Genomic DNA, 24832 nt, shown 5'->3' on the forward strand with positions numbered 1-24832 from the left:
TTTCACTTTCGCCAGACGGCGAGATGCTGCATCATAAATTTACTTTTCTTTAACAATTGGAGCGGTCATGGCGCTGCGTATTGCGCTCAGTGGGTTTGTCGTTCTGGTGGTGGCGATGGGGATAGGGCGCTTTGCCTTTACGCCTCAGGTGCCGCTCATGATTGCTGCCGGGCAGCTTACGCTGACCAGCGCGGGTCTGGTGGCGGCGATGAATTATCTGGGCTATCTGGTGGGCGCATGGGATGCCATGCGCGCGCACCGCTTTGTGGAAACGCGCCTCTGGCTTGGCATTACCGGCGCGGTTGCGCTGACGCTGCTCTCCGCGGCGGCGGATAACGCCGTCGTGCACGGCCTGCTGCGCTTCGTGATTGGCTGCATGAGCGGCTGGTCGATGGTACTCATTGCCGCCTGGACCAACGAGCGGCTGGGGCAGCTGGGTAAACCGGGCCTGAGCGCCGCCGTGTTTGCCGGACCGGGAGCGGGCATTGCCCTGAGCGGGCTGCTCGCCGTCTATATCCAGGCGAAATCCCTTTCGGCCGGGGCGGCATGGCAAATCTACGGCGTGCTGGCGCTGGTGCTGATTGCGCTGGTGGCGCGCTACCTGCCGCGATCCGGGCAGCTCCATCGCCCCGGCACCGCGCCGGAGCCGCTGGTGCTGACGGCGGATTTAAAGCGCCTGGTCTGGAGCTACAGCCTGGCCGGGTTTGGCTATATCCTCCCGGCGACCTTTCTGTCGCAAATGGCTGCGGTGCGTTTTCCCGGCAGCCTGTTCGCCCAGTTTGTCTGGCCGATTTTTGGTATCGCCGCCGTGGTGGGCATTGCGCTCAGTATTCTTTTACGCCACACCTCAACGGCTAACCGCAGGCTGGCTATCGTGCTGTGGTTACAGGGGGCTGGCGTGCTGGCGGCCTGGCTGCTGCCGGGGATTGGCGGTTTGCTGACGGGCGGGCTGCTGGTGGGCGGCGGTTTTTTGTGTGCCGTGCAGCTCTCTCTTTTATACGGTCGCGAACTGGCGCCAAACCATACGCGCTATATGGCAGGCCTGCTCACCACCGGGTATGCGATTGGTCAATTGGTTGGCCCGATGACCTCGGCGTTATCAACCTGGCTTACCCACCGGCTGGAGCCCGCGCTGGGGCTGGCGGGCGTTGCGCTGTTCGTCGGCGGAGCGCTGGTCTGGAATCGTCACGCTGAAAGGCAACAGCAATTGCAATAATTATCGTCGTGAATACTGGATTATGTGCGCCGCCTCACGCACAATGAGCGCATACTTTTGCCACAACGAGGGCAAAAGACGCCCCACCTGCAGGAGAACAAAATGTCATCACTCAGTAAAGAAGCTGCCCTGGTCCACGAAGCCCTGGTTGCGCGCGGTCTTGAAACGCCACTGCGTCCGCCCGTACAGGATTTGGACAATGAAACCCGCAAGCGTCTGATTGCCGGTCATATGACCGAGATCATGGAGCTGCTGAATCTCGATCTGAGTGACGACAGTCTGATGGAGACGCCGCACCGCATCGCGAAAATGTACGTCGACGAAATTTTTTCCGGGCTGGATTACGCCAACTTCCCGAAAATCACCGTCATTGAAAACAAGATGAAAGTGGACGAGATGGTGACGGTACGCGATATCACGCTGACCAGCACCTGCGAACACCACTTCGTGACCATCGACGGTAAAGCGACCGTGGCGTATATCCCAAAAGATACGGTGATTGGCCTGTCGAAAATCAACCGCATCGTGCAGTTCTTTGCTCAGCGTCCGCAGGTGCAGGAGCGTCTGACGCAGCAGATCCTGACCGCGCTGCAAACGCTGCTGGGCACCAATAACGTGGCCGTCTCTATCGACGCGGTTCACTACTGCGTGAAGGCGCGCGGCGTGCGTGATGCGACCAGTGCAACGACCACTACGTCGCTGGGCGGCCTGTTTAAATCGAGCCAGAATACCCGCCAGGAGTTCCTGCGCGCCGTACGTCACCACAACTAAGTCTTACAGGGCAGGAACCATGGAGCGAAATGTCACGCTCGATTTTGTTCGCGGCGTCGCCATTCTCGGTATCCTGCTGCTTAATATCAGCGCCTTCGGCCTGCCGAAGGCGGCTTATCTCAATCCTGCCTGGTATGGCGACATCACGCGCAGTGATGCATGGACCTGGGCTGTTCTCGATCTCTTCGCACAGGTTAAATTCCTCACGCTGTTTGCCCTGCTGTTTGGTGCAGGTCTGCAACTCCTTCTCAAACGCGGTACGCGCTGGATCCAGTCGCGCCTGACGCTGCTGGTTCTCCTCGGTTTTATCCACGGCCTTTTCTTCTGGGACGGCGATATTCTTCTCGCGTATGGGTTAGTCGGGCTCATCTGCTGGCGTCTGATTCGCGATGCGCACAGCGTAAAAAGCCTGTTTAACACCGGCGTGATGCTCTATGTCATGGGGCTTGGGGTCCTGCTGCTGCTGGGGATGATCTCCGGCGAGGCGACGAACCGTTCCTGGATACCGGATGCTGCTAACCTGCAGTACGAACAGTACTGGAAGCTGAAGGGCGGTACGGAAGCGATAAGCAACCGCGCGGATATGCTGGGGGATAACCTCCTTGCGCTGGGCGCGCAATACGGCTGGCAGCTGGCGGGCATGATGCTGATGGGCGCGTCACTGATGCGCACCGGCTGGCTGAAAGGGGAGTTTAGCCTGCGTCACTATCGGCGAACGGGTGTCGGGCTGGTGCTGATCGGCGTGCTGATTAACCTCCCGGCGGTCATTACGCAGTGGCACATCCACTGGGATTACCGCTGGTGCGCGTTCCTGCTCCAGGTGCCGCGCGAACTGAGCGCGCCGTTCCAGACCATCGGCTACGCGGCGCTGATCTATGGCTTCTGGCCAACGCTTTCCCGCCTGTGGATCGTCAGCGCTATTGCCTGCGTAGGCCGCATGGCGCTGAGCAATTACCTCCTGCAAACGCTTCTCTGCACCACGCTTTTCTATCGATTTGGCCTGTTTATGAAATTCGACCGCCTCACGCTGCTGGCGTTTGTTATTCCGGTCTGGGTGATTAACCTGGCGTTTTCTGTTCTCTGGCTACGCTATTTCCGCCAGGGACCGCTGGAGTGGGTGTGGCGTCAGTTAACCGCACATGCTTCAGGGGTATCATTGAGGAACACATCCAGATAACGATCTGGATCACAATCATTAACAAAACGGATGTAAGCGTTTTCATGAGTGTGAGCTTCTTCACGTAGTCCCCTTTCTCTCGCTGCCAAAATAGCCACCTTGCTAAACACAGGGGGTGTCTGTGAGTTGCTGCAATCCTTTGAAGGATGGTGAATATGATCACCATTCGTGACGTCGCCCGTCAGGCGGGCGTTTCTGTGGCTACCGTCTCACGCGTGCTGAACAATAGCGCGCTGGTCAGCCCTGAAACCCGTGAAACCGTAATGAAAGCCGTGACCCAGCTCGGGTACCGGCCAAATGCCAATGCCCAGGCGCTTGCGACGCAGGTCAGCGACACCATCGGCGTGGTGGTGATGGATGTATCGGATGCCTTTTTCGGCGCGCTGGTCAAAGCGGTCGACGTGGTCGCCCAGCAGCATCAAAAATATGTCCTGATCGGCAATAGCTATCATGAGGCGGAAAAGGAGCGCCATGCCATCGAAGTGCTGATCCGCCAGCGCTGTAACGCCTTGATTGTCCACTCAAAAGCTTTGAGTGATGAAGAGCTAACCGGCTTTATGGATCAGATCCCGGGCATGGTGCTGATCAACCGCATCGTCCCCGGCTATGCCCATCGCTGCGTCGGGCTGGATAACGTCAGCGGTGCCATGATGGCGACGAAAATGCTCATCAACAACGGGCATCAGCGGATCGGTTATCTGGCCTCCAGCCATCATATTGAAGATGACGACCTGCGGCGCGAGGGGTGGCAAAGCGCTCTGAAAGAGCACGGCATTACGCCGTCAGAAAGCTGGACGGGCACCGGTACGCCGGACATGCAGGGCGGCGAGGCGGCAATGGTGGAGCTGCTGGGCCGCAACCTGCAGCTTACTGCGGTGTTTGCCTATAACGACAGCATGGCGGCAGGCGCCCTGACGGCGCTGAAGGATAACGGCATTGCGGTGCCACAGCATTTATCACTCATTGGTTTTGATGATATCCCGATTGCCCGTTACACCGACCCGCAGCTGACAACGGTGCGTTACCCCATTGCTTCTATGGCGAAACTGGCGACTGAGCTGGCGTTACAGGGGGCGGCAGGGCTGCTGGATCCGGGCGCAACGCACTGTTTCATGCCGACTTTAGTGCGTCGGCACTCCGTCGCGGCCCGGCAAATTGTGGTTCCGATCACTAACTGATTACTTGAGGTGATGTAACCGTTTTCAATCTGTGAGTAAATTCACAGTATCTTAACAAGGCGCTGACTATGATGTCAGCGTTTTAGGGGCTGAAACGCTATGTAACGGTGATTATTCACTTTCACTATAGCCAATGTGCCGCAAACAACGAATAAAACGCATTTCTGGAGCGTTACCGAACACGGAAGATAGAAATTTTATAAGTGAACTTCGGCTGTCAGTAACGTTTTATTAACACCTGCCCGCCGATCGTTATTCACAAGAACTACCCTGCATAAAAAAAACCGGAGATACCATGAATAAGAAGGTGTTGACCCTGTCTGCCGTAATGGCAAGCATGCTTTTTGGTGCAGCAGCGCACGCTGCGGATACCCGTATTGGTGTGACCATCTATAAATACGACGACAACTTCATGTCTGTTGTACGTAAAGCGATTGAGAAAGATGCGAAAGCAGCGCCAGACGTTCAGCTGCTGATGAACGACTCCCAGAACGACCAGTCCAAACAGAACGACCAGATCGACGTTCTGCTGGCGAAAGGCGTGAAAGCCCTGGCCATCAACCTGGTTGATCCGGCTGCAGCAGGCACGGTTATTGAAAAAGCGCGCGGCCAGAACGTGCCAATCGTCTTCTTCAACAAAGAACCTTCCCGTAAAGCGCTGGATAGCTACGACAAAGCGTATTACGTCGGTACCGACTCCAAAGAGTCCGGTATTATTCAGGGCGATCTGATCGCAAAACATTGGGCGGCGAACCCGAACTGGGACCTGAACAAAGACGGTCAGATTCAGTTCGTGCTGCTGAAAGGCGAACCAGGCCACCCGGATGCTGAAGCCCGTACCACTTACGTTATCAAAGAGCTGAACGACAAGGGTCTGAAAACCCAGCAGCTGGCGTTAGATACCGCGATGTGGGATACCGCTCAGGCGAAAGATAAGATGGACGCGTGGCTGTCCGGCCCTAACGCGAACAAAATCGAAGTGGTTATCGCGAACAACGATGCGATGGCAATGGGTGCGGTAGAAGCGCTGAAAGCACACAACAAATCCTCCATTCCTGTGTTCGGCGTAGATGCACTGCCAGAAGCGCTGGCGCTGGTTAAATCCGGTGCGATGGCCGGTACCGTTCTGAACGATGCCAACAACCAGGCGAAAGCCACCTTCGATCTGGCGAAAAACCTGGCCGATGGCAAAGGCGCGGCAGATGGCACCAGCTGGAAAATTGAAAACAAAATCGTTCGCGTACCTTACGTGGGCGTAGACCAGTCCAACCTGGCTGAGTTTATCGGTAAATAAGTTAGCGGTACTGTCTCCACTGGGCGCAATTCGTTGCGCCCTTTTATAACGCGATATGCGAGGCCAACAAGGTATAATTATGGTCAGCACAAATACTCAGTCATCCGGTGAATACCTGTTGGAAATGAGCGGTATCAACAAGTCATTTCCCGGCGTTAAGGCACTCGATAATGTTAATTTAAAAGTTCGTCCTCACTCTATTCATGCCCTGATGGGGGAGAACGGTGCGGGTAAATCAACATTATTAAAATGTCTTTTTGGGATCTATCAAAAAGATTCTGGCAGCATTCTTTTTCAGGGGAAAGAGATCGATTTCCATTCAGCGAAAGAAGCACTGGAAAACGGTATCTCGATGGTTCACCAGGAATTAAACCTGGTGCTGCAGCGTTCAGTCATGGATAACATGTGGTTGGGGCGTTATCCAACCAAGGGTGTCTTTGTCGATCAGGACAAAATGTATCGCGACACCAAAGCGATTTTTGATGAGCTGGATATTGATATCGACCCGCGCGCCCGCGTGGGAACATTATCCGTCTCCCAGATGCAGATGATCGAAATCGCCAAAGCGTTCTCCTATGATGCGAAAATCGTCATCATGGACGAACCGACATCGTCATTAACGGAAAAAGAGGTTAATCACCTTTTTACCATTATTCGTAAGCTAAAAGATCGCGGCTGCGGCATTGTGTATATCTCCCACAAAATGGAAGAGATCTTCCAGCTGTGCGATGAGATTACCATTCTGCGCGACGGTCAGTGGATTGCCACGCAGCCGCTGGAAGGGCTGGACATGGACAAGATCATCGCCATGATGGTCGGCCGTTCCCTTAACCAGCGCTTCCCGGACAAAGAAAACAAGCCGGGCGAAGTGATCCTGGAAGTACGTAATCTGACCTCGTTACGCCAGCCGTCTATTCGCGATGTCTCCTTCGACCTGCACAAGGGCGAAATCCTGGGGATTGCCGGTCTGGTCGGGGCAAAACGTACCGATATCGTGGAAACTCTGTTCGGTATCCGTGAGAAAGCCGAAGGCACTATTACGCTGCACGGTAAGAAAATTAACAACCACAACGCCAACGAAGCCATTAATAATGGTTTTGCGCTGGTGACGGAAGAGCGTCGTTCAACCGGTATTTATGCCTATCTGGATATTAACTTTAACTCGTTAATTTCTAACATTCGCAATTACAAAAACAAAGTCGGGCTGCTGGATAACTCCCGCATGAAGAGCGATACCCAATGGGTTATTGACTCCATGCGCGTGAAAACGCCGGGACACCGCACCCAAATTGGTTCGCTGTCAGGCGGTAACCAGCAGAAAGTCATTATTGGACGTTGGTTATTAACCCAGCCAGAAATTCTGATGCTGGATGAACCGACCCGCGGTATTGACGTCGGCGCGAAGTTTGAAATTTATCAGCTGATTGCCGAGCTGGCGAAAAAGAATAAAGGGATCATTATTATTTCTTCCGAAATGCCGGAATTGTTAGGGATCACGGATCGTATTCTGGTTATGAGCAATGGTCTCGTTGCCGGTATTGTTGACACCAAAACGACAACGCAAAACGAAATTTTGCGTCTTGCGTCTTTGCACCTTTAAGATCAGGGGCTCCTCATGAGTGCGTTAAATAAAAAAAGTTTTCTCACTTACCTGAAAGAAGGCGGTATTTACGTTGTTCTTTTAGTACTGCTGGCTATCATCATTTTCCAGGACCCTACGTTCTTAAGCCTGCTGAACCTGAGTAACATTCTGACCCAGTCCTCCGTGCGTATTATCATTGCGCTGGGCGTGGCGGGTCTGATCGTGACCCAGGGGACGGACCTTTCTGCCGGTCGTCAGGTGGGGCTGGCGGCGGTTATCGCGGCAACCCTGCTGCAGTCGATGGAAAACGCCAACAAGGTCTTCCCGGAAATGGCCACCATGCCGATTTTCGTGGTGATCCTGATTGTCTGCGCCATCGGTGCGGTGATTGGTCTGATCAACGGTATCATTATCGCCTACCTGAACGTGACGCCGTTTATCACCACGCTGGGTACGATGATCATCGTTTACGGTATCAACTCCCTGTACTACGACTTCGTGGGTGCGTCGCCGATTTCGGGTTTTGACAGCGGCTTCTCTACCTTTACGCAAGGGTTCATCGCGCTGGGCAGCTTCCGCCTGTCGTATATCACCTTCTATGCGCTGATTGCGGTGGCCTTCGTCTGGATCCTGTGGAACAAAACGCGCTTTGGTAAAAACATCTTCGCTATCGGCGGTAACCCGGAAGCGGCGAAAGTCTCCGGCGTGAACGTTGCCCTGAACCTGCTCATCATTTATGCCCTGTCCGGCGTGTTCTACGCCTTCGGCGGGATGCTGGAAGCGGGCCGTATCGGCTCTGCAACCAACAACCTTGGCTTCATGTACGAGCTGGATGCAATCGCAGCCTGCGTGGTGGGCGGCGTCTCCTTCAGCGGCGGCGTGGGTACGGTACTGGGCGTGGTGACCGGTGTGATCATCTTCACCGTCATCAACTACGGCTTGACCTATATCGGCGTGAACCCGTACTGGCAGTACATCATCAAAGGCGCCATCATTATCTTCGCGGTCGCGCTGGATTCACTGAAGTACGCGCGTAAGAAGTAATTCCTCCTCGCGTTATCCGGCCCGCTCATCGAGCGGGCTTTTTTATGCCCTACGCCAGATGCGACTCCTCTCGGGTCACGATGCGCTCAAACCAGTCGAGTTCAGAGAGCTTGCAGGCGACCCACTGTTCGGAAAAGGCGTCGCCCAGGCTGTCGGTGAGGTACTGACAGCGGGCAAAGGTCTCAATCGCCTCCTGCTGAAACAGCGGCAGCTCGGGACGATCGTGCTGCGGTTCCGGCAAATCCTCGTCGTCGGTGTTTTCCAGCCCGTACAGCATGCCGATCAGGATAGTGGCTGCCACCAGATAGGGATTGGCATCGGCCCCGGCCAGCCGGTACTCGATACGACGGTTGTGGTCATCCGAGCAGGGAATACGCAGGGCGGCGGAGCGGGTGTTATAGCCCCAGGAGTTAAATACGGGCTCCGTCAGGTTTTTACGCAGGCGACGAAACGCGTTAACGCCCGGCGCAAGAATGGCGACAGAGGCGGGCATCAGCGCCAGCTGCCCCGCGATGCACAAACGCATCATGCTGTTAAGCGCGTTCACCGGGGAAGCAAAGACGTTTTCGCCGTGACGATTGTTCAGGCTGAAATGGAAGTGCAGGCCGCTGCCGGAAAGCTGGCTGAAAGGCTTCGCCATAAAGTTGGCCTGCAGGCCATGCTTTTCGGCAACGAATCGGGTCAGGCGACGAAGCGCCAGCACGTTATCGCAGACCTCAACGACGCGATGGCTGTGCTTCAGGTTTAATTCGTACTGACCGGACTCGGCTTCCGCCACGATCCCGCACATCGGGATGTGCTGCAGGTGCGCCAGCTGTTCCAGCTCGTCAAACAACGCCGCGTGGGCCGTCGTAGTATCCATGTGAAAACAGCCCTGATTTTGCGGATCCCGATCGTCATGCCCCGTCAGATAGAACTCGATTTCCGGGGCAATCACCGGGAAGAGGCCATGCTGGTGGAAGCGGGCCAGCACGTTCTGCAGTATCACGCGCGGCTCAAGCGGGCAGGGATTATCGTCGCTGTCTTTCATCGTCAGCAGGATCTGCGCGTTGTGCTGCGGATCTTGCGGAGAGGGGCGCAGGGAGCCGGCGACCGGCACGCAGAGTCGGTCCGGCTCATCATGAAGCGGGGCGGCGATTTTTCCTTTCTGATCCATCGAGTAGACCGAAAGGGGAAAATAACAGCCTTTTTCCAGGCTCAGCATGCTCTCCACCGACAGACGCTTGCCGCGCATCGTGCCGTTGATATCGTTCAGGTAAACGTCAATGTGTTTCGTCTGGGGGTAGCGTTCCAGATAATCTGCCACTTCCACTGAAATGTTGTGCTGCAGGGCGTCAATTTTTTCATCAAGCCAGAGACCGGAATTGAGTGCGCCAGGAAGTGATAAACCGGGAAAGTTAAAATACGGGCGGAGACTTTTGAGGAAAAACGCATTCATTATTGAGTTCATAGTCAGTCTTCAATGAAGCCGTAGCGGCAGTGAACTCAGCTTAAAAGAGCCGACGTAAAGGGGGGATAAAAAGCGTCAGGCCCGGCGTAAAGAAAGTATAAAGGCGGTCCTGTTATTTCTCCTTTTTCTGCATATCCAGCAGCTGCTCGGGCGTGACGGCCGGGTAACCCTGCGCGTCTTCCGGCACTTCGTGCATCGCCGGAATCGGAACCAGCGGGCCTAAAAAGCGCGGTTCGCGTTTGAAGATATACAGATCGGCCAGGGCGCCAAAACGCGCGCCGAACTCGCGCACGCGCACGCTCAGCATATCTTTTGGCGACGGCACCGCGTAACACTGCGCCTGAATGCCCATATGCAGCGCGATAAACAGCGCGCGCTCGCAGTGGAAGCGCTGGGTGATGATGATGAAGTCGTTGGTGTCGAAGACTTTACGCGTGCGCACGATGGAGTCCAGGGTGCGGAATCCGGCGTAGTCGAGCACGATATCGGCAGGGTCCACGCCCGCGGCAATCAGGTCCTTCCGCATCGTCACCGGTTCATTGTAGCTTTGCAGGGCGTTATCCCCGCTTAACAGCAGGTAGTTCACCTTGCCGCTGTTGTAGGCGTTCAGCGCGCCCTGAATGCGGTAACGGTAATACTGGTTGATCACGCCGGTGCGGTAATACTTGGCGGTGCCGAGCACCACGCCAACCTGACGATAGGGCAGGTCCTGCAGGTCATCAAAGATGTAGGGGGCGGTTTTCCAGCTCATCCAGCGGTCGAGACCCAGCACGATCAACAGCAGTATGCCGACCAGGACAGACAGGCTGTAAAAAACGCGCTTTAACATGGAGATGGCTCGTTCGTGGATGAAATTTAACTCAGGCTACTTTACCCGCCTGGTTAGCGCAAGAAACAGCGACTCAACTGAGGGGTTTTTCAGCAAACTGGCGGGCATTTCTGCCCGCCGGAAGGATTACGCAAGCAGTACGCGGTCAATCGTCGTGCAGCCCAGCGCTTTAAGCGTCGCGGCGGTCGCATCCCACTGAATCAGCGGCGCATCGGCAATTTCTGCCAGAATAGCGCGCTGAATGTCCGGATAGTCATAGCCGTTCAGGCTCAGCAGGTTAAGCGCGCCCTGCAGCGGTGGCAGGGTTGGGTTAAACGCGGCGTTTTCCGCGTAGCTGCCGCTAAAGATCCGGCCATCGCGGCACTGCAGCGCCACGCCGCTCGGAGACTTGCTGTACGGCGTGTGGCTTTTGTTGGCCGCGCGAATGGCCGCCTGGCTCAGGTCATCGCCGGACAGGGCGTAACCGTGGTCCTGCTCGTCCATCAGCAGCGTTTTGATCTCCAGATCTTTCGGGCCAAACGCGTCAGGCAGATAATCTCCCAGTGTATGCGGCGCGCGGCCCGGCAGGTTGATGCGCAGCTGCAGCCCGCTGTTCAGCTCGTTCATAAACTGACGGCAGTGGCCGCAGGGGGTGTAGTTAACGGTAATGGCGCTCAGGGCTTTTTCACCGCGCAGCCAGGCGTGGCTGATGGCGCTCTGCTCGGCGTGAACGGTCTGCTGCATGGTCGCGCCCAGGAACTCCATATTGCCGCCGAAGTACCAGGTTCCGCTGACGCCGCGCGCAATGGCCCCGACGTTAAAGTGGGAGAGATCGGCCCGCGCGCAGGCGGCAGCCAGGGGAAGCAGTGCGAAAGCCAGCGCGTCTTCGTCCAGTCCCGTTGCCTGTTTCAGCATCGTGACCTGCTCCGCGGTCAGCAGGGCGGGGAAGTGTGCATCTGCCAGAACGGGAGCCAGGGCTGACTGCAAATTCTCTGCAAGCTGGGCGAAAGCAGCTTGAAAACGTGGGTGCATGGCGTTTGCCTCATAAAGGTTAATGGATCGGTAGTTTACGGAGCCGTCAGGGCTTTATATGTGATCCACTTCTCATTATGTATGCAACTTATGAAATCAAAATGAAATTTGCGCGACGCATCGCAAATTTTAGCCCATCACCGCCAGAATCAGCGGGAAAATGAACGGGGCCAGCAGGGAGGTGATAATCCCGCAGATCACCAGCGCCAGGGAGCTAAACGCCCCTTCCTGATAATCCAGCTCCGCGCAGCGGGCGGTGCCCAGGGCGTGGGAAGCTGTTCCCATCGACAGCCCCCGTGCCGCTTTAGTGTGAATACGCATCCCGTTCAGCAGGGTGTGACCAAACACCGCACCCAGAATACCGACGAAAATGACGCACATCGCGCTGATGGCCGGGATCCCGCCGAGGCTGCCGCCGACCGCCATCGCGATAGGCGTGGTCACCGATTTAGGCAGGATAGAGGCGGCAATTTGCGGGGAGGCCCCCATCAACAGCGCCACCGACGTGCCGGTGATCATCGCCACCAGGCTGCCCACAAAACAGATGGTAATGATGGATTTCCAGCGGGCGCGGATCTGATGGAGCTGCTCGTATAAAGGAAAGGCGAGCGCCACAACGGCAGGCTGCAGCAGGTCGTTTAAAATTTTGCTGCCGGCAAAGTAGCGTTCGTAGGGAATGCCGGTGAGCAGCAGGAACGGAATAATCACCACCATCGCCACCAGCAGCGGGTTCAGCAATGGCATTTTGAAGCGTGCGGCAAGCTTGCGCGCGGCGAAGAACACCGCCAGGGTTAACGGCAGCGACCACCAGATATTGGCCATCATTTTTTTGTTTTCTCCCCGACCACGTTACGTTCGCCATGCACCAGATGCGAACTCCAGCTCACCACAAGGAAAACCACCAGCGTACTGACCGCGCAGGAGACCACAATCGGGCCGAACTGGGCCTTGAGCAAATCAAAATACTGCATGACCCCGACGCCGATGGGCACGAAAAGCAGCGCCATGTAGCGAATGAGGACGAAGCAGCCGGGGTTGACCCATTTTGCGGGCAGGATTTGCAGCGCCAGCAAAACGAAGAGGATCAGCATACCGATAATGCTGCCGGGAATGACGATCGGCAGCAGCGACGCGATGAAAATCCCGGCGTACAGGCAGGCGTAAATCAGGACGAATGCGCGCAGATATTGCCAGATAATGTTCAATGATTTGCTCATGGTGATAGTCCTTGCTGAAACGCATTCATCATACAATTAAACCCAAAAATGTGCCACGGATCACATCATGAAATTTGAGCATACCAGACATTCCAGAATGGAACGTCTGGTATCACCGCACAGGGGCAGGCTACAGTTTAGAGGAAAGGGCGTGCGGTGGCGAAGTGACGAGCCAGAGAAATGCCTCTGAGTCAGGCCTCGCGTTGGGCGACGAGTTTATCCAGAAAAGAAAACAGCACCTGATTCATTTCTTGATAATCATGCGAGCGAAGTTTTTCCGCCGTTTCGACAAAACGAAATTCAGCCGCGCGGCGGAGATCGTTCTGCGAATGTTCAATCAGCAGCTCAACCACCTCCGGCGTCAGTTCCATATGACACTGAAAACCGTAAACCCGTTCGCCATATTGCACGATCTGACGGGGGCAGCCCTCGCTGTAAGCCAGCACTTTAGCCTGCGGCGTCAACCCTGGCATGTCGTTATGCCAGTGTCCGACGTTCAGCTCGTGGCCAAAATCCTCAAACAGCGGGTTCGCCTTGCCTGCATCTGTGAGCCTGACGGGAAATTTGCCGATCTCTTTTTCCGGGCTATGGCAAAACGCTGCGCCCAGCGCTTCACCGATAAGCTGCGAGCCCAGACAAACGCCAATCACCGTTTTACCTGCCTCTATTGCGCGGCCGATGAGCCGCATTTCCGCCTGCGCGTCAAACCAGGGGCACTCCTGAAGCGTGGTGGCAGGTGACTGCGGGCCTCCCATGATGATAAGCAAGTCTGTGCTCTGCAGATCCTCGGGTAACGGATCGCCCTGATAAACTCTGGAGTAGCTCATACTACAGCCGCGATTTTCCCCCCAGACTTCATATGCGCCTGGCGCTTCGAAATATTCATGAATGATAAAATGAATGTGCATTGCGTCTCTCTCCGGTTACGTGTACAAGCAGCATCATAAGAGGAAGGGAGGAATGTGAAATGCCAACCGTTATCGATAAAACGCCAATTCACGACGATGCCATCGGATGGTCCAGAGGGGCTATTAGCTATACGCGCGGCGAAGTGGATCCCCCTCACCGGCATCCACAGGGGCAACTTTTGTTTGCCATCAAAGGGGTGATGCTGGTCGAAACCGGCAATAAGCGTTGGGTCATACCGCCACAGCGCGCGCTCTGGATCCCTCCCTTTCAGGAGCATACCTACAGCGTGTTATCCGCAACGGAGCTCCGCGCGGTCTGGTTTAGCCCCGCGCTGATATCGCAATGCCGATCTTTTAAACGGAAAGAAGAGGTTCACGTGATTATGGCGACGGCGTTGTTCAAAGAGCTGATTGCCGGGCTGTTCAGTGCGCAATACCGGCCAGCCAGTCAGCGCAGCATGGCCGTTTTGCTGCTCGAAATCCTCAGCGAGGCGCAGCAGATTTCGGCCGAATTACCGATGCCCGTGGATGAGCGGTTACATCGCGTTGCCTGTGACATCATTGCCAGCAATCTCTGGGATGTTTCGATGGAAAGGCTGGCGGAACAGGCCGCGATGTCTGAACGCACATTCTCACGCGCCTTTATCAAAGATACCGGCTTTAGCTTCCGGGCCTGGCGACAGCGCGCAAGGATTTGTGCCTCGCTGGATCTGCTCGCCAACGGATACCCGGTTAAGCAGGTGGCCTGGATGCTGGGGTTTTCTGGCCCGGCGGCATTTGCGGCGGCGTTTCGCGCCATTGTGGGGGCAACGCCGGCTGACTTTCTCCCTGAACAGAAGCGCTTCCCAGCGATATAGAGAGCGGCTACTATAGCGCGTCTTTTTTCACAGGTACTGCTATGCGTGTTTTACTGGCCCCAATGGAAGGCGTGCTCGACTCCCTCGTGCGCGAGCTTCTGACCGAGGTGAACGATTACGATCTCTGCGTGACGGAATTTCTGCGCGTGGTCGATATGCTGTTGCCGGTAAAATCCTTCTTCCGCCTGTGCCCCGAGCTGCACAACCAGAGCCGGACCTCTTCCGGCACGCTGGTGCGTATTCAGCTGCTCGGCCAGTATCCCGAATGGCTGGCGGAAAACGCCGCCCGCGCGGTTGAGCTGGGCTCTTACGGGGTGGATCTCAACTGCGGCTGCCCGTCGAAGCTGGTGAACGGCAGCGGCGGCGGGGCGACGTTGCTGAAAGATCCTGAGCTGATTTACCGCGGCGCGAAGGCCATGCGTGAGGCCGTGCCTTCGCATTTGCCGGTGACGGTGAAGGTGCGCCTGGGATGGGACAGCGACGCGCGGCAGTTTGAAATCGCCGATGCGGTGCAGCAGGCCGGGGCCACCGAGCTGGTGGTGCATGGCCGCACCAAAGAAGATGGCTACAAGGCCGAGCGCATTAACTGGCAGGCGATCGGTGAGATCCGCAAGCGCCTCACCATTCCGGTGATCGCTAACGGCGAAATCTGGGACTACGAGAGCGCGCAGGCCTGTCTGAAGGCCACCGGCTGCGATGCGGTGATGATCGGTCGCGGCGCCCTGAATGTGCCGAACCTCAGCCGGGTGGTGAAATATAACGAGCCGCGAATGCCGTGGGCAGACGTCGTTACGCTGCTGCAAAAATACAGCCGACTGGAAAAGCAGGGCGACACCGGCTTGTATCACGTCGCGCGAATTAAACAGTGGCTGAGTTATTTACGCAAAGAGTACGATGAAGCGCTGGGATTATTTCAGGAGATTCGGACATTGCAGACTTCGTCTGAAATTGCCCGGGTGATTCAGTCAAAATAATAAGCGTTAAATTGCTCACACTTTTTTAAACCAGAAAACCGTTCTGGTTTTCAACGTGGCGCGACGGTGTTAAGGTGCCACTGTTTTCAACGCAGGATTGTTACTGGTTAACAGGCAAAACCTAAGCGTTTCACAGCATTTTCGCTGTGGAGCGCTTAGGTTTTTTTTTGCCTCTCGTTTACGCAGGAGAGAAATTTGGCTTAGCGCTTTTTACTGATTTAAAAAAATGAAATATCGACAGGAAATAGAAAAATTTCCTGCGGCCGGTTACGCACAAAATACTCAATCACAGGTTGTTATTATGGCATATAAAAATAAATTCTTTGCACTCGCCTTATTAGCGATATCCCCGCTGTCGGTGGCGCAGGACTGGAACGGAACGGTATTAGGTTTTGAAGCTCCGCCGGAGCCTGTTCTGGGCGAAATGCTCGGCATACGTAAAATCCTCAACGATAACGGTTTTACCTATAACCTCGGATACCTGAATGAAATTGGCTGGAACGGCGGTGGCGGATATAACCACGACTCCCACGTGGCCTATATTGACCAGTTTGCGCTGACCTTCAACCAGGACCTGGAGCGCTGGACCGGTATCCCGGACGCGCGTATCGAGGGGAATATCGTCAACCGTAACCACAATGACGACCTCACCACTAAACGCGTACAGGACCCGCGCGTTAACTTTAACGATCTGACCCAGGAGAGCTGGGGCGGGCAGTCGATTACCCGTCTGGGCTGGCTGACCTTTGCCCGCAGCTTTGACGACCGGCGTCTGACCTGGCGCATCGGGATGATGAACAAGGTGCAGACCTTCGATCAAATCATCCCCTGTGATTTCCAGCTCCTGTCGCAGTGCGGCGGGAAGTCAGCCAACTCGCTGACGTGGAACAACTGGAACGTTCACACCTGGGGCACCACGCTTGCCTATAAATTAACGCCGACGCTGACCTTAAAAGGTGGCGTGATGGAGCAAAATCCCGAGGCCTCCAGCCGCAGCCACGCGTGGAGCTGGTCGACGAAGGGCAGCAAAGGGGTTTTACTGCCGGTTGAAATTGAAGCGCGTCCGCTGATTAACGGCCTGCCGGGGGCGTATAACCTGGGCGTGGTGTTTACCAACGCGCCGCAAACCGATCTCTATCGCGGCAAATCCGGCGGGGCGGGCGCGACGGACCCGAACGGGTTCGAAACGCACAGCCGGACCTGGTTTATGTACGCCGGGCTAAACCAGCAGCTTACGCAGCATCAGGACGATCCGAATCGCGGGTTGAGCACCTCTTTCAGCATGAGCCTTGCGGATCAGAGTACCAACTACATGCATCAGGTTTACGCCGCCTCGCTGCGCTACCGCGGGCTTTTTGACGCGCGGCCGGAAGACTGGATTGGCTTCGGGCTAACCTGGATTGATATGAGCAGCCAGTACGCCCGCAACCAGCGCTATATGAACAGCCTGAGCGGCGTGTCGGACTATAACGATCCGGCGTATCACCCGGAGCCAGGCCACTCCCTGAACGGTGAGTTTTATTATCGCTTCCGTCCGGTGTCGTGGCTGGAGCTGCAGCCGGGCATTCAGTACTGGCACCATCCCGGCGGGGTCAGTCGCACCCAGGATGCCTGGGTTACCGAGCTGAAAACGGTGGTGAGCTTCTGATATCACCGTAGCAAGTTCGATCCGCGTCACGTTTCTGACGCGTGATGCATTGAGGCTATGAATGAAACTGATAGAGTGCCAGAACTGGATTGTTACTGCTTAGGCAGGCAAAACCTGATTTTCTGGCATCTGCCGGAGGTCAGGTTTTTTTGTTTCTGGGGTTCAGATGAAAATCGCCAAGATACTCAATAATAACGTGGTGGTTGTTCAGGATGAGCGCGGGCGCGAACAGGTGGTGATGGGCCGTGGGCTGGCCTTTCAGAAGCGCGTCGGCGAAGCGCTGGATACCGCGTTGGTTGAAAAGGTATTTGCGCTGCAAAGCGATGAACTGGTGCGTCGACTTGGCGAGCTGCTGAGTCAAATTCCGCTGGAAGTGATGACCACCTGCGACCGCATCATCGGGCTGGCGGCGCAGCGACTGGGCAAGCTGCAGGAGAGTTTGTATATCACCCTCACCGACCACTGCTACTTTGCGATTGAGCGGCAGAAGAACGGGCTGGCCATCAAAAACGTGCTGCTGTGGGATATTAAACGGCTGTATCCGAAGGAGTTCGAATTAGGGCAGGAGGCGCGGGCCATTATTGCCAGACGCCTGAACGTCGAGCTGGAAGAGGATGAGGCCGGGTTTATCGCGCTGCATCTGGTCACCGCGCAGCTGAACAGCGAAATGCCGGAAGTGATGCACGTGACGCGGGTGATGCAGGAGATCCTGCAGCTGGTGAAGTATCAGCTGCAGCTTGAGTACGATGAAGACTCGCTCAGCTATCAGCGTTTTGTCACGCATCTGAAGTTTTTTGCCCAGCGGATGCTCACCCGCACCGTGGTGGAAGATGACGACGTCTCGCTGCATACGGCGGTAAAAGACAACTACGCGAAAGCGTGGAAATGCGCTGAGAAAATCGCTCAGCACCTGAACAAAAGCTATCAGCGTGAGCTGACGACCGAAGAAATTATGTTCCTCGCCATTCATATCGAGCGGGTGAGAAAAGAGGGGCGTTAAGCCTCAAAACAGGATTGTTACTGCATCACGCAGGCAAAACCTGAGCGCGGCCTTCGTCAGAAGGTCGTTCTCGGGTTTTTTTATTTTTTGTACTCAGTCAACAGGTGCCTGCAGGCATCGGATGTAAGGAAATCGAGATGGAATACCAGGCTTTAGCGAAGGATATTCTCGGCCACGTTGGCGGAAAAGAGAACATCGTCAGTCTTGTACACTGCGCGACCCGGCTTCGCTTCAAACTGAAAGAGAATCAACGGGCGGATGCGGAAGGGCTGAAGAAAAACCCGGGCGTCATCATGGTGGTCGAAAGCGGCGGCCAGTTTCAGGTAGTGATTGGCAACCACGTCCACGACGTCTGGCAGGCGGTGCGCCATGAGGCAGGCCTTACCGATGACGCGCCCGTCATGGAAGAGAGGGGCGAAAAAGGGAATCTGCTGGGCCGCCTGATTGACATTGTCTCCGGGATCTTTACCCCGTTTATCGGCATTCTGGCCGCGTCCGGTATTCTGAAAGGGCTGCTGGCGCTGGCGGTGGTGTGCGGCTGGCTCAGCACCGAGAGCGGCACCTATAAAATCTGGTTCGCCGCCAGCGACGCGCTGTTCTTCTTCTTCCCGCTGGTGCTGGGCTATACCGCCGGGAAAAAATTCGGCGGCAACCCGTTTATTACCATGGTCATCGGCGGGGCGCTCACCCATCCGATGATGATTGCGGCGTTTAACGCCAGCCAGCAGCCGGGCGCGGTATCGGACGCCTTTTTGGGCATTCCCGTCACCTGGTTTAACTACAGCTCGTCGGTGATCCCGATTATTCTCGCCGCGTGGGTCAGCTGCTGGCTGGAAAAGCAGAGCACCAGGCTGCTGCCTTCCTCGATGAAAAACTTCTTCGCGCCGCTGATCTGTCTGGGCGTGACCGTGCCGCTGACTTTCCTCGTTATCGGGCCGCTGGCGACCTGGCTGAGCCAGATGCTGGCGAACGGCTATCAGAGCATTTACGTTCTGGCACCGTGGCTGGCGGGCGCGGCGATGGGCGCGCTGTGGCAGGTCTGCGTTATTTTTGGCCTGCACTGGGGGCTAGTGCCGCTGATGATCAACAACCTGGCGGTGCTGGGGCATGACTCCATGCTGCCAATGCTATTGCCCGCGGTGTTTGGCCAGGTGGGGGCGGCGCTGGGGATCTTCCTGCGTACCCGCGATGCCCGTCAGAAGATGCTGGCGGGTTCATCGGTAACGGCCGGGATATTTGGTATCACCGAACCCGCTGTGTATGGCGTAAACCTGCCGCTGCGCCGCCCGTTTATCTTTGGCTGCGTGGCGGGAGCTATCGGCGGCGCGATTGTCGGCTTCAGCGATACCCACGTTTACTCCTTCGGCTTCGCCAATATCTTTACCATCGCCCAGATGATTCCGCCGGGTGGGGTAAACGCCACGCTGTGGGGCGGCGTGATCGGCACCGCGGTAGCGCTGGTGCTGAGCTGTGGCCTGACGCTGGTGGCAGGTATGCCGGGACGCGCAGAGGCGGAAGCTGCGGTTATGGCAAGGGAAAACGATGTCTTATCCCCGATGACCGGGACCGTTCTGGCGCTCGACCAGGTGCCGGATACCACGTTTGCCAGCGGCCTGCTGGGCAGCGGTGCCGCGATTATTCCCTCGGATAACAAAGTGGTGGCCCCGTTTGCCGGCGTGGTGGCCTCGCTGTTTCAGACCAAACACGCCATCGGCCTGCTCAGCAACAGCGGAATTGAAGTGTTGATTCACGTGGGGATCGATACCGTGAAGCTCGACGGCAGGCCGTTTACCGCCCACGTGAAGGTGGGCGACAGGGTACAGCCCGGCGATCTGCTGCTGGAGTTTGACCGACAGGCGATTATCGATGCCGGATACGACCTGGCGACCCCGATCATTATCAGTAACAGCGATGAGTATCGCGATGTGGTGACCGTGGCGGCAACGTCCGTCAGCGCCGGTGCGCCGTTACTCAGCGTAAGTCATCAATAACAGGAGAACGTGATGAAAACTTTCCCGGACGATTTTTTATGGGGCGGCGCGGTTGCCGCGAATCAGGTAGAAGGCGCGTATCTGGAGGAGGGGAAAGGGCTATCCACCTCGGACGTTCAGCCGCAGGGTGTCTTCGGCCCGGTGGTTGAGCGCGTGGCGGGCGACAGCGGCATCAAGGACGTCGCCATCGACTTCTATCACCGCTACCCGGAAGACATCAAACTCTTCGCTGAGATGGGCTTTAGCTGCCTGCGCGTCTCCATTGCCTGGACCCGCATTTTTCCGAACGGCGACGAGCAGCAGCCTAACGAGGCGGGGCTGGCGTTTTACGACCGGCTGTTTGACGAGCTGGCCGCGCACAGCATTACCCCGCTGGTGACGCTCTCGCATTACGAAATGCCGTGGGGGCTGGTGAAGCAGTACGGCGGGTGGGGCAGCCGCCAGACCATTGGGTTCTTCGAGCGCTACGCCCGTACCGTGTTTGCGCGCTACAAGGAGAAGGTGAAGCTCTGGCTGACCTTCAACGAGATCAATATGTCTCTGCACGCGCCCATGACCGGCGTGGGCCTGCCGGAAACCAGCAGTAAAGGGGAGGTGTACCAGGCGATCCACCACCAGCTGGTGGCCAGCGCGCTGGCCGTGAAGGCCTGCCACGAGATTATCCCGGATGCCAGAATCGGCAACATGCTGCTGGGCGGCCTGATGTATCCGCTGACCTGCAAGCCGGAAGATGTTCTGGAGACGCTGCAGGAAAACCGCACGTGGCAATTCTTTGGCGACGTGCAGTGCCGTGGCGCCTATCCGGGGTATATGCAGCGCTTCTTCCGCGACAATGGTATTCAGCTTGAGGTAACGGATGACGACCGCGAGGCGCTGAAATCGACCGTCGATTTTATCTCGTTCAGCTACTACATGACGGGCTGCGTTACCGCGGATGAGGCCCTCAACCAGCAGGCGCGCGGCAATATCCTGAGCATGGTGCCAAACCCGCATCTGGCAAGTTCCGAATGGGGCTGGCAGATTGACCCCATCGGCCTGCGTACCCTGCTAAACGTGCTCTGGGATCGCTATCAGAAGCCGTTGTTTATCGTGGAAAATGGCCTCGGGGCGAAGGATAAACCGGATGCGGACGGCGTAGTGCAGGATGATTATCGCATCAGCTACCTTAACGACCACCTGGTGCAGGTGCGTGAAGCCATTGACGACGGCGTTGAGGTGATGGGGTATACCAGCTGGGGGCCAATCGACCTGGTGAGCGCGTCTAAAGCTGAACTCTCCAAGCGCTACGGCTTTATTTACGTCGATCGCGATGACGGCGGTAACGGCACGCTGGCGCGCAGCCGTAAGAAAAGTTTCTACTGGTATAAAGAGGTGATTGCCACGAAAGGGGCTTCGCTGAAAGCCTGATATTAATGACGTTGCCCGGCTCTGAGCCGGGCAAATAGATCAGAAAATCATCTTGAATACGCCGGTAACCACTAAGAGCCCTATCAGAAATATAATTAAAATAACCCACAGTAATATTTTCATTCCTTTCTCCCGCTCATGTATGTCCTGAATAAGTGTAGCAGCGTATTTATATTTGGCGTGAATGCATTGAATTTAATCATTCTCTTTGGGAATAAATTTCCGGGTATTAAAATGTATGACAATTTGCGGATTGCCACGCGTTACTAAAAAAATGAACGATATCGAGCGTAACGTGCGCCTTTATTTTTTGAGTGTATGGCGTCATGAAACGTTCTCTTATTTTATCTCTGAGCGCACCCTTCGCTTTTATTCTGGCAGCCTGTGCGCCTGAACATGCCACGGTGTCTCCCGTTAAAACGCAAACCGCTGCGGCGTCGGTGAATACGGTTCTGAATCATCAGGACTGGCCGAAGAATGAGTGGTGGAAAGCGTATAACGATCCCCAGCTTAACGGGCTGATTGCGAAAGCGTTGAGCGATGCGCCGGATATGCAGATTGCCCGTCAGCGCATTACGCTTGCCGAAGCCCAGGCCAAAGCCGCAATGGCCGCTGACGGTCCGCAGATTGATTTTTCCGCCGATGCGGAACGCCAGAAAATGTCCGCCGAAGGGCTGATGGGGCCTTTCGCCCTTACCGACCCGGCTGCAGGCACCACCGGGCCGTGGTACACCAACGGCACCTTTGGGCTGACCGCAGGCTGGGATCTCGATCTGTGGGGAAAAAATCGCGCCCGGGTCGAGGCCCGGATTGGCAAAGTGAATGCGCAAAAAGCGGAGCTGGAGCAGACCCGCCAGCTGCTGGCCAGCAGCGTGGCGCGGCTCTACTGGGAGTGGCAAACTCAGGCCGCCGCAGGGGAGGTTCTCGCGCAGATCAAACATGAGCAGGACAACATAATCGGCGCCGATCGCGAACTGTATCAGCACGGGATCACCTCGTCCGTTGAAGGGGTGGAAACCGATATCGACGCCAGCAAAACCGAAGAACAGCTGGCAGAAGTCAACGGGAAGATGAAAGCCGTTGAGGCGCGTCTGGTCGCGCTGACGAATTCTTCCTCCGTAACGCTTACGCGGCATGCGCTGCCGACGGTTGACGCCGCGTTACCGCCGACGCTCGGTTATGAGCTGCTGGCACGCCGTCCGGATCTCCAGGAGGCGCACTGGTATATCGAAGCCTCCATGAGCGAGGTGGAGGCCGCCAGAGCGGCTTTCTATCCTGATGTGAACCTGATGGCGTTCTTACAGCAGGATGCCCTCCATCTGAGCGATCTGTTTCGCGCTTCAGCGCAGCAGATGGGCGTGACCGCCGGGCTTACGCTGCCGATCTTCGACAGCGGCAGGCTGAACGCCAGCCTGGATATCGCCCAGGCGCAGAACAATCTCTCGGTCGCGAACTACAACAAAGCGGTGGTCGAAGCGGTCAATCAGGTGGCGCGCACGGCCAGCGAAGTCGAAACGCTGACGGCGAAGAACCGCCATCAGCAGCAGGTCGAAAAAGATGCGGCGCGGGTTGTGGCGCTGGCGCAGGCGCGTTTCAGCGCGGGGATTGTTGCGGGCTCGCGGGTCAGTGAAGCCAGGATCCCGGCCCTCAGGGAAGACCTCGCCGGATTGTTGCTGAAAGGCCAGTATGTCGACGCCACGCTGCAGCTCACCTCGGCGCTGGGCGGCGGCTATCATCATGGCTAAAAAAGGTCATTATCTATACTTACCTCTTTGCAGTTTTTCAGGAGGTGAGTATGACCAGAGTAGCGATAGTGACCGCATCGGATTCCGGGATTGGTAAAACCACGGCGCTGATGCTCGCAGAGCGCGGGTTTGATATTGGCGTCACCTGGCACTCGGATGAAAAAGGGGCGCTGGAAACCTGCCGCGAAGTTGAAGCGCAGGGGCAGCGCGCAGAGGCTATCCATCTTGATTTAAGCGCGCTGCCGGAAGGCGCAAAGGCTATTGAAACGCTGATTGCGCGTTTTGGTCGGCTGGACGTGCTGGTTAACAATGCCGGAGCGATGACCAAAGCGCCGTTCCTTGAGATGCCGTTTGACGACTGGCGGAACATTTTCACCGTCGACGTAGACGGCGCGTTTCTCTGTTCGCAGATTGCCGCCCGGCAGATGGTGAAGCAGGGGGAAGGGGGGCGGATTGTGAATATCACCTCGGTGCACGAGCACACGCCGCTGCCGGAGGCCAGCGCCTACACGGCGGCAAAACACGCGCTCGGCGGGTTAACCAAATCCATGGCGATGGAACTGGTTAAGCACAACATTCTGGTGAACGCCGTCGCGCCGGGCGCCATTGCCACACCGATGAACGACATGGACGACAGCGAAGTGAAGGAAGGCTCAATGCCGGAAATCCCGCTGGCGCGGCCGGGCCGCACCAAAGAGATAGCCAGCCTGGTGGCATGGCTGTGCGACAGCGACGCCAGCTACACGACGGGGCAATCGTTTATTGTCGACGGGGGCTTTATGCTGGCGAACCCGCAGTTTAAGCCGGAGGGGTAGTTTTCCCTCACCCTAACCCTCTCCCAAAGGGAGAGGGAACTAAAAACACCCTCTCCCTTTGGGAGAGGGCCGGGGTGAGGGGAGGAGACCGCACTCACTCCTCATCCCGCGTCTTTTCCCGATGCTTCAGCCACAGCCTGACCCCAATCACCGCCACCACCACCAGAATCAGCCACGCCCAGTGCTTCAGGTGCTGGTCGAGATTATGCAGCCACGGGCTAATCACTTCGCCCCCTACGTAGCCGAGCGTCGTAAAGATCAGCGCCCAGGCAATCGCACCAAGAACATTGAGCGGCAGGAAAATTTTTGGCGGCAGATGGCTGGCGCCAATCAGTATCGGCCCGATAATGCGAAAGCCATACATAAAGCGCGTGCCGATGACGAACAAATAGGGATGACGTTGAATGAGCCGTTGAGCGCGGCGGATTTTCTTCTGATGCTTTGCGAAACGCTTAAGCAGCGTGGGCCCGAAGCGCAGCCCGAGAAAGTAGAGCAGCTGATCGCCAATCATTCCGCCAAGCGCGACCGCAGCGACGACCAGCGGGAATTTCAGCAATCCCTGATGCGCGGCGACGCCGCCTAACAGCGTGATGGTTTCACCTTCTGCCACGCTACCGACGACCAGCGCGGCATATCCATATTGTTCAATGAGTGCGTTAATATCCATTACGTAAATGTTATCTCCCTCTGCTTACCTCGTTTAATCATATACCCCATG

General features: G+C 56.4%; 21 protein-coding genes and 1 pseudogene. 15 read left to right on the forward strand and 7 right to left on the reverse strand.

Features of this window, described 5'->3' with window-relative positions:
• The first annotated feature begins 67 nt into the window (after nucleotides 1-67).
• The 7 genes from IM317_RS03450 (at nucleotide 68) to mglC (ending at nucleotide 8262) form a co-directional block, all read left to right on the forward strand.
• Nucleotides 68-1216 (forward strand): YbfB/YjiJ family MFS transporter, encoded by a 1149-nt coding sequence (locus tag IM317_RS03450; RefSeq protein ID WP_033146031.1) that lies wholly within the window; start codon nucleotides 68-70, stop codon nucleotides 1214-1216.
• Between the two features lie 102 nt (nucleotides 1217-1318).
• Entirely contained in the window at nucleotides 1319-1987 is a 669-nt protein-coding gene (folE, locus tag IM317_RS03455; protein ID WP_023312471.1) for a GTP cyclohydrolase I FolE, read from the forward strand.
• 19 nt (nucleotides 1988-2006) lie between these two features.
• Nucleotides 2007-3164, forward strand: coding sequence for a DUF418 domain-containing protein YeiB (yeiB, locus tag IM317_RS03460; protein ID WP_033146030.1), 1158 nt, complete (start codon nucleotides 2007-2009; stop codon nucleotides 3162-3164).
• 155 nt (nucleotides 3165-3319) lie between these two features.
• On the forward strand, nucleotides 3320-4342 hold the full coding sequence (gene galS, locus IM317_RS03465) for an HTH-type transcriptional regulator GalS (RefSeq protein WP_033146029.1): 1023 nt from the start codon (nucleotides 3320-3322) through the stop codon (nucleotides 4340-4342).
• A gap of 295 nt (nucleotides 4343-4637) precedes the next feature.
• Complete coding sequence (gene mglB / locus IM317_RS03470) at nucleotides 4638-5636, forward strand: galactose/glucose ABC transporter substrate-binding protein MglB (protein WP_023312468.1); 999 nt, start codon at nucleotides 4638-4640, stop codon at nucleotides 5634-5636.
• A 79-nt stretch (nucleotides 5637-5715) separates the two neighbouring features.
• Nucleotides 5716-7236 (forward strand): galactose/methyl galactoside ABC transporter ATP-binding protein MglA, encoded by a 1521-nt coding sequence (gene mglA / locus IM317_RS03475; protein ID WP_023312467.1) that lies wholly within the window; start codon nucleotides 5716-5718, stop codon nucleotides 7234-7236.
• 15 nt (nucleotides 7237-7251) lie between these two features.
• A complete protein-coding gene (gene mglC / locus IM317_RS03480) occupies nucleotides 7252-8262 on the forward strand; it encodes a galactose/methyl galactoside ABC transporter permease MglC (RefSeq protein ID WP_008500921.1) in 1011 nt (336 codons plus the stop codon).
• 49 nt (nucleotides 8263-8311) lie between these two features.
• On the opposite strand, the gene IM317_RS03485 is transcribed toward mglC, so the two are convergent.
• The 6 genes from IM317_RS03485 to IM317_RS03510 form a co-directional block, all read right to left on the reverse strand.
• Entirely contained in the window at nucleotides 8312-9700 is a 1389-nt protein-coding gene (locus IM317_RS03485; protein ID WP_033146028.1) for a glutamine synthetase family protein, read from the reverse strand.
• Between the two features lie 124 nt (nucleotides 9701-9824).
• A complete protein-coding gene (sanA, locus tag IM317_RS03490; RefSeq protein ID WP_008500918.1) occupies nucleotides 9825-10541 on the reverse strand; it encodes an outer membrane permeability protein SanA in 717 nt (238 codons plus the stop codon).
• Between the two features lie 126 nt (nucleotides 10542-10667).
• Nucleotides 10668-11552: a cytidine deaminase gene (cdd, locus tag IM317_RS03495; protein WP_029740399.1), complete on the reverse strand. Its 885-nt coding sequence runs from the start codon at nucleotides 11550-11552 to the stop codon at nucleotides 10668-10670.
• Nucleotides 11553-11681: 129 nt separating this feature from the next.
• Entirely contained in the window at nucleotides 11682-12377 is a 696-nt protein-coding gene (locus tag IM317_RS03500; protein WP_029740398.1) for a CidB/LrgB family autolysis modulator, read from the reverse strand.
• The gene (locus IM317_RS03505) at nucleotides 12374-12769 is read right to left on the reverse strand and encodes a CidA/LrgA family protein (RefSeq protein WP_023312463.1); all 396 of its coding nucleotides are present in this window, start codon (nucleotides 12767-12769) and stop codon (nucleotides 12374-12376) included. Before IM317_RS03505 ends, IM317_RS03500 begins: the two co-directional genes overlap by 4 nt.
• 191 nt (nucleotides 12770-12960) lie before the next feature.
• Nucleotides 12961-13677 carry a type 1 glutamine amidotransferase gene (locus tag IM317_RS03510; RefSeq protein WP_033146027.1) on the reverse strand — a complete coding sequence of 239 codons (717 nt, stop codon included), beginning with the start codon at nucleotides 13675-13677 and terminating at the stop codon, nucleotides 12961-12963.
• Nucleotides 13678-13736: 59 nt separating this feature from the next.
• On the opposite strand from IM317_RS03510, the gene IM317_RS03515 reads away from it, so the two are divergent.
• From IM317_RS03515 to IM317_RS03550, 8 genes and pseudogenes are all read left to right on the forward strand, one after another.
• Nucleotides 13737-14534: a helix-turn-helix domain-containing protein gene (locus IM317_RS03515; RefSeq protein ID WP_033146026.1), complete on the forward strand. Its 798-nt coding sequence runs from the start codon at nucleotides 13737-13739 to the stop codon at nucleotides 14532-14534.
• A gap of 41 nt (nucleotides 14535-14575) precedes the next feature.
• Nucleotides 14576-15508, forward strand: coding sequence for a tRNA dihydrouridine(16) synthase DusC (dusC, locus tag IM317_RS03520; protein ID WP_033146025.1), 933 nt, complete (start codon nucleotides 14576-14578; stop codon nucleotides 15506-15508).
• A 301-nt stretch (nucleotides 15509-15809) separates the two neighbouring features.
• Entirely contained in the window at nucleotides 15810-17156 is a 1347-nt protein-coding gene (locus IM317_RS03525) for a carbohydrate porin (protein ID WP_033146024.1), read from the forward strand.
• 166 nt (nucleotides 17157-17322) lie between these two features.
• A complete protein-coding gene (gene licT, locus IM317_RS03530; protein ID WP_032658940.1) occupies nucleotides 17323-18156 on the forward strand; it encodes a BglG family transcription antiterminator LicT in 834 nt (277 codons plus the stop codon).
• A 24-nt stretch (nucleotides 18157-18180) separates the two neighbouring features.
• Nucleotides 18181-20147, forward strand: a pseudogene (bglF, locus tag IM317_RS03535) (PTS beta-glucoside transporter subunit IIABC).
• 12 nt (nucleotides 20148-20159) lie between these two features.
• Nucleotides 20160-21554, forward strand: coding sequence for a glycoside hydrolase family 1 protein (locus IM317_RS03540; protein ID WP_033146022.1), 1395 nt, complete (start codon nucleotides 20160-20162; stop codon nucleotides 21552-21554).
• Between the two features lie 326 nt (nucleotides 21555-21880).
• A complete protein-coding gene (gene mdtQ, locus IM317_RS03545; protein ID WP_033146021.1) occupies nucleotides 21881-23299 on the forward strand; it encodes a multidrug resistance outer membrane protein MdtQ in 1419 nt (472 codons plus the stop codon).
• Nucleotides 23300-23349: 50 nt separating this feature from the next.
• Nucleotides 23350-24114, forward strand: a complete 765-nt coding sequence (locus IM317_RS03550) for an SDR family oxidoreductase (RefSeq protein ID WP_072196557.1) — start codon at nucleotides 23350-23352, stop codon at nucleotides 24112-24114.
• A 94-nt stretch (nucleotides 24115-24208) separates the two neighbouring features.
• Here IM317_RS03550 and IM317_RS03555 read toward each other — a convergent pair whose 3' ends face one another.
• Nucleotides 24209-24781, reverse strand: a complete 573-nt coding sequence (locus IM317_RS03555; protein ID WP_033146019.1) for a DedA family protein — start codon at nucleotides 24779-24781, stop codon at nucleotides 24209-24211.
• Between the last annotated feature and the right edge of the window lie 51 nt (nucleotides 24782-24832).

The sequence above is a fragment of the Enterobacter cloacae complex sp. S3 genome, assembly GCF_014930495.1.
GTDB lineage: Bacteria > Pseudomonadota > Gammaproteobacteria > Enterobacterales > Enterobacteriaceae > Enterobacter > Enterobacter asburiae_B.

Bases quoted from the DNA above. Each gene is read 5' to 3' on its own strand.
- IM317_RS03450 (WP_033146031.1), top strand. From the start codon at position 68: ATGGCGCTGCGTATTGCGCTCAGTGGGTTTGTCGTTCTGGTGGTGGCG.
- folE (WP_023312471.1), top strand. From the start codon at position 1,319: ATGTCATCACTCAGTAAAGAAGCTGCCCTGGTCCACGAAGCCCTGGTT.
- yeiB (WP_033146030.1), top strand. From the start codon at position 2,007: ATGGAGCGAAATGTCACGCTCGATTTTGTTCGCGGCGTCGCCATTCTC.
- galS (WP_033146029.1), top strand. From the start codon at position 3,320: ATGATCACCATTCGTGACGTCGCCCGTCAGGCGGGCGTTTCTGTGGCT.
- mglB (WP_023312468.1), top strand. From the start codon at position 4,638: ATGAATAAGAAGGTGTTGACCCTGTCTGCCGTAATGGCAAGCATGCTT.
- mglA (WP_023312467.1), top strand. From the start codon at position 5,716: ATGGTCAGCACAAATACTCAGTCATCCGGTGAATACCTGTTGGAAATG.
- mglC (WP_008500921.1), top strand. From the start codon at position 7,252: ATGAGTGCGTTAAATAAAAAAAGTTTTCTCACTTACCTGAAAGAAGGC.
- IM317_RS03485 (WP_033146028.1), bottom strand. From the start codon at position 9,700: ATGAATGCGTTTTTCCTCAAAAGTCTCCGCCCGTATTTTAACTTTCCC.
- sanA (WP_008500918.1), bottom strand. From the start codon at position 10,541: ATGTTAAAGCGCGTTTTTTACAGCCTGTCTGTCCTGGTCGGCATACTG.
- cdd (WP_029740399.1), bottom strand. From the start codon at position 11,552: ATGCACCCACGTTTTCAAGCTGCTTTCGCCCAGCTTGCAGAGAATTTG.
- IM317_RS03500 (WP_029740398.1), bottom strand. From the start codon at position 12,377: ATGATGGCCAATATCTGGTGGTCGCTGCCGTTAACCCTGGCGGTGTTC.
- IM317_RS03505 (WP_023312463.1), bottom strand. From the start codon at position 12,769: ATGAGCAAATCATTGAACATTATCTGGCAATATCTGCGCGCATTCGTC.
- IM317_RS03510 (WP_033146027.1), bottom strand. From the start codon at position 13,677: ATGCACATTCATTTTATCATTCATGAATATTTCGAAGCGCCAGGCGCA.
- IM317_RS03515 (WP_033146026.1), top strand. From the start codon at position 13,737: ATGCCAACCGTTATCGATAAAACGCCAATTCACGACGATGCCATCGGA.
- dusC (WP_033146025.1), top strand. From the start codon at position 14,576: ATGCGTGTTTTACTGGCCCCAATGGAAGGCGTGCTCGACTCCCTCGTG.
- IM317_RS03525 (WP_033146024.1), top strand. From the start codon at position 15,810: ATGGCATATAAAAATAAATTCTTTGCACTCGCCTTATTAGCGATATCC.
- licT (WP_032658940.1), top strand. From the start codon at position 17,323: ATGAAAATCGCCAAGATACTCAATAATAACGTGGTGGTTGTTCAGGAT.
- IM317_RS03540 (WP_033146022.1), top strand. From the start codon at position 20,160: ATGAAAACTTTCCCGGACGATTTTTTATGGGGCGGCGCGGTTGCCGCG.
- mdtQ (WP_033146021.1), top strand. From the start codon at position 21,881: ATGAAACGTTCTCTTATTTTATCTCTGAGCGCACCCTTCGCTTTTATT.
- IM317_RS03550 (WP_072196557.1), top strand. From the start codon at position 23,350: ATGACCAGAGTAGCGATAGTGACCGCATCGGATTCCGGGATTGGTAAA.
- IM317_RS03555 (WP_033146019.1), bottom strand. From the start codon at position 24,781: ATGGATATTAACGCACTCATTGAACAATATGGATATGCCGCGCTGGTC.